General features: G+C 58.7%; 3 protein-coding genes. All 3 read left to right on the forward strand.

The features are described 5' to 3' along the window. Positions 1 to 136 precede the first annotated feature (136 nt). The 3 genes from JMV16_RS19800 (at position 137) to JMV16_RS19810 (ending at position 2,270) form a co-directional block, all read left to right on the forward strand. Positions 137 to 415, forward strand: a complete 279-nt coding sequence (locus JMV16_RS19800) for a hypothetical protein (protein WP_201496042.1) — start codon at positions 137 to 139, stop codon at positions 413 to 415. Between the two features lie 373 nt (positions 416 to 788). Then, positions 789 to 1,709 carry a hypothetical protein gene (locus tag JMV16_RS19805; protein ID WP_201496043.1) on the forward strand — a complete coding sequence of 307 codons (921 nt, stop codon included), beginning with the start codon at positions 789 to 791 and terminating at the stop codon, positions 1,707 to 1,709. 150 nt (positions 1,710 to 1,859) lie between these two features. After that, positions 1,860 to 2,270, forward strand: a complete 411-nt coding sequence (locus JMV16_RS19810) for a YciI family protein (protein WP_201496044.1) — start codon at positions 1,860 to 1,862, stop codon at positions 2,268 to 2,270. The last annotated feature ends 836 nt before the right edge of the window (positions 2,271 to 3,106 follow it).

Here is a 3,106-nt window from a genome sequence, read left to right on the forward strand (position 1 = left end):
ACCCCTCGCTCAAGCGGAGCGCCAACGGCAGGCCACCAGGCCCGGGCCGGTGGTACGCGGTACATTTTCACCGGCCCGGGCCTGGCGTCCTACCGTCGGCGCCCGCTTAGCTCGAACGTTAGGCCGCACAAACGCCATGTATCGGTCCGCCCGCATCCTAAAAATCGCAAGAACTGCCGCGCTTCTGGCAAGTGGCGCAGCAGCGATCTTTGGCGCGCTCGGCGTACTGCAATCGCTATCGCTTTATCAAGGTGCACGCGCGCTGTGGAACGTCAATCTATGGTCAGCGTTGGTCCTCGTTGCAGTGCTCACCGCAGTGCTGCTCATCTGGCCCGGCGCAGTTTTTGGTTCAGCCAAGGCACCACTGCCAAAGCGCATCGTCCTTTGGCTATCCATAGCTGCACTCGCTACATAGCCACTGGTCAAGGAACTTGCTGCCATTGACACATGCCTCGACTCTGGTGGCTCCTACGATTCGGTCCTCGGGTTGTGTAGCACGCGAGCGTCGCTTCCATTCATACCCCTGTATCAGACACGCGGCGTCTTCATGGTCGCGGCCACGTTGGCTGCGCTTTTCGCCGCGCTGTCTTACCTGTGGTCAAGGTTCCAACGGTCGGCGTCGCCCAGTGCGGCCTAACCCCTCGCTCAAGGCGAGCCCCAACGGCGGGCCACCAGGCCCGGCCACAGGGTACGGTGTACATTTTCCTGTGGCCGGGCCTGGCGTCCCACCGTCGGTGCCGCCTTAGCTCGAACGTTAGGCCCCAAAGTCTACAAACCGCGAGATACCAATGCCCGAAAGCACCCAGAAGCCGTTCATCATCTCTTCCGAGTCTCTCGCCTGGAGGGCTCTGGAGCGACTGGTCGATGGAGACGAAGACCTTGGTCAAATCCAGTTTGAAGGCTGGCCGAACGTGGCGCTGAAGGTTCAAGGAGAACGCTACTCGGCCACGTTGCCTTCGGGATTAATGCGCCAGGTGAGTGAGATTCAGTCCGTTGTCAATCGATCTTACGGGCGCGCGGCATACAAGGGTGACGGCCGCAGCATCAAGCACTCCGAACGCGATGAACTTGAACTCGTCTACGAAATCCGCGAGGGCAGCACTGAGATCAAGGCAGACGCCACTGGACTGCTCAATCGCCTTGGAGACGCCATCGCCAAACCAAGCACTCAAAAGGTAGCCGGAATCACCCTTGTTGTACTTGCGCTCATCATCACAGGTGGAGTGCTGATCTCTAACATATCGAGCGACAGGAAAGAGATAGAAACGAAACGCCTCGAACTGCTTGAGCGTGCCATCGAGAAGGCACCCGAACTGAAGGATGCGACACCGGAATTTCAGAAGGTCTATCGCGATATTGTTTCGTCAGCGTCCGACGCCGACCACATCACAATTGGTAGCAAGAAGATATCTGTTGGCGAGATTGCGGAAATCGCAGGCGGGCAGAGAGGCACAGGGCAGCGCGTTGATATAAAGGGCAAATATCGGGTTTCTTCAATTCGAAGATTTGCGAAGCATTGTCTAATTGACGTGTCGCTTCCTGGTGGAGAAAGTCTTAGAGCACGCGTCGCTTTTGAAAAATTTCCGGACGAAGCGCTCGCCGCTGTCTCGGTCGCAATCGCGAAAAATACGTCCATCACGTTGAGCATCACCGCAATGCGCCACAAGGACGGCTATTCAAACGGTCGAGTCACCGCGATTGGGGCCTAACCCCTCGCTCAAGCGGAGCGCCAACGGCAGGCCACCAGGCCCGGGCCGGTGGTACTCCGTCCATTTTCACCGGCCCGGGCCTGGCGTCCTGCCGTTGTCGCCCGCTTAGCTCGAACGTTAGGCGTCGGAAATCAACCATTACGGCATGCCATGATCTTCAATCAAATTCGTCGGGCAGTAGCTGGGGCTTGCATCCTCACAGTTATTGGTACCGCCAACGGTCAGTCCAGCATCTCCGGAGAAACTGGAAAGGTGGCAAAGCCCATGAAGGACGTGCGATTTGTAGTACTCCACACTCCAGGCCCGAAGTGGCTTCCCGGCAAGACATTGTTTGAGCAGCCAGGTGTCCGCGAACATGTCGAGCACTATCGAAAGTTCCTTGAAGCCGGGAAACTCGCGCTCGGCGGCCCACATCTGGACGGCAAGGGAGGTGGCATGATGATTCCGACCGCAGGGGTCAGCGCGGAAGAAGTCACCCTGTACGCAGCCGAAGACCCGGCCGTCAAAAGTGGCGTACTCCTGGCAGAGGTGAGACCATGGCTCATTGGCATGAGTCAGTAGCTTGTGGCAAGGAACTACAGAGTTCGCAAGCATGCTCACCGCACCGACGCCTAACCCCTCGTTCAACCGGACCAGCTACGGCAGGCCACCTTGGCCCGAACTGAGGTACACGGTACATTATCTCAGTTCGGGCCAAGGCGCCCTGCCTCCGCTGGCCGGTTAACTCGAACGTTAGGCCGCACAAACGCCACACCGCGGCGCTCACAGCTCTTAAACAGCCCAAAGCCCGCCTCTGCCAAGCACTTATCGCCGCCAGCACAACAAGCCATAGACTACGAAGAGTTGAGTCAACGAACCTGGGGATACAGAGCGATGTACTGGTCCTTTGACAAGATTCCAGAATTTGCCGACAAGGCCGCTGTCGAGCGCGAGGCCATAGTCAAAGTGGTATCGAGCCGCGCCATGAAACACTGGGAGTGGTGGGCAGCCTTGCTCTTCGCATGCCTAACCGCGGGGCTCGGAGCTTGGTACGGTGGCGCCGGAGTAACTGGGGCACTAGGCGCCGGTGTAGGTGGTGCAATCGGCGGAGCCGTACATCACGTTGTCGTCATCCATATCGCCCGCAAGTACCACGCGGCAACACTGCGTGCCACGAGTGCGGCCTAACCCCTCGCTCAAGCGGAGCGCCAACGGCAGGCCACCAGGCCCGGGCCGGTGGTACGCCGTACATTTTCACCGGCCCGGGCCTGGCGTCCTGCCGTTGTCGCCCGCTTAGCTCGAACGTTAGGCTTTGCATTCGACCCTCAACTCACCGCTTCGTCACAAATACATGGCTGCCAATTACCTCCAACGCATTACAGCAAGTATGGCACTGCTTGTGATGTCGCAACTCGTGC

Origin of the sequence: Rubrivivax sp. A210, from assembly GCF_904426505.1 — a bacterium.
GTDB lineage: Bacteria > Pseudomonadota > Gammaproteobacteria > Burkholderiales > Burkholderiaceae_C > Rubrivivax.

Coding starts and splice junctions, on each gene's coding strand:
- JMV16_RS19800 (WP_201496042.1), top strand. CDS start 137: ATGTATCGGTCCGCCCGCATCCTAAAAATCGCAAGAACTGCCGCGCTT.
- JMV16_RS19805 (WP_201496043.1), top strand. CDS start 789: ATGCCCGAAAGCACCCAGAAGCCGTTCATCATCTCTTCCGAGTCTCTC.
- JMV16_RS19810 (WP_201496044.1), top strand. CDS start 1,860: ATGATCTTCAATCAAATTCGTCGGGCAGTAGCTGGGGCTTGCATCCTC.